Annotated in this window: 1 protein-coding gene; it reads left to right on the top strand. The window is 46.6% G+C overall.

Going from position 1 to position 740, the window contains the following annotated elements; genetic code table 11:
• Positions 1–740 (top strand): amino acid ABC transporter permease (locus R7Q11_RS26050; protein ID WP_225466986.1); only part of this gene is annotated, 740 nt, incomplete at both ends.

Raw genomic sequence — 740 nt, 5'->3', positions numbered from 1 at the left:
TCCCCCTTCTTCTGCAAATCTTTTTCTGGTATTTCGCAGTACTGCAAGCATTACCATCGGCAAGACAAAGTTTGAGCCTTGGCGAAGCTATCTTCTTAAACGTGCGTGGGCTTTATTTTCCTGCGCCTGTGTTTAATGAAGGCAGTGGTGTTGTGATTGCTGCGTTTGTTATCGGGCTTATCGCTACGATCTCTATCTCTATTTGGGCTAGAAACAAACAACGCTTAACAGGCCAACAAACCCCGATGGGACGAATCGGTTTAGGGCTTCTTGTTGGCTTGCCTCTATTGGTTTACTTCGTTTCTGGTATGCCAATCTCTTTGGAATACCCAGAGCTGAAAGGTTTCAACTTCAAAGGTGGGATCAGCATCATTCCTGAGCTGGCAGCTTTGTTATTGGCGTTAAGTGTTTACACCGCCGCCTTTATTGCGGAAATCGTACGCTCCGGTATCAACGCGGTGAGTCATGGTCAAACAGAGGCCGCGATGTCACTTGGTTTGCCTCGTGCTAAAACGCTCAAGCTGGTTGTTATCCCTCAAGCTTTGAGAATCATCATTCCTCCACTCACAAGCCAATACTTGAACTTAACGAAGAACTCTTCGTTGGCAATGGCTATTGGTTATCCGGATCTGGTTTCTGTGTTTGCTGGTACAACCTTGAACCAGACAGGACAAGCCATTGAGATCATCGCGATGACAATGGGCGTTTATCTAACTCTGAGCTTGCTCACGTCTGCGTTA

The organism is Vibrio sp. 970, assembly GCF_033339075.1.
The sequence above is the reverse complement of the archived record's forward strand: the minus strand, read 5'-3'. Positions and strand labels throughout refer to the sequence as shown.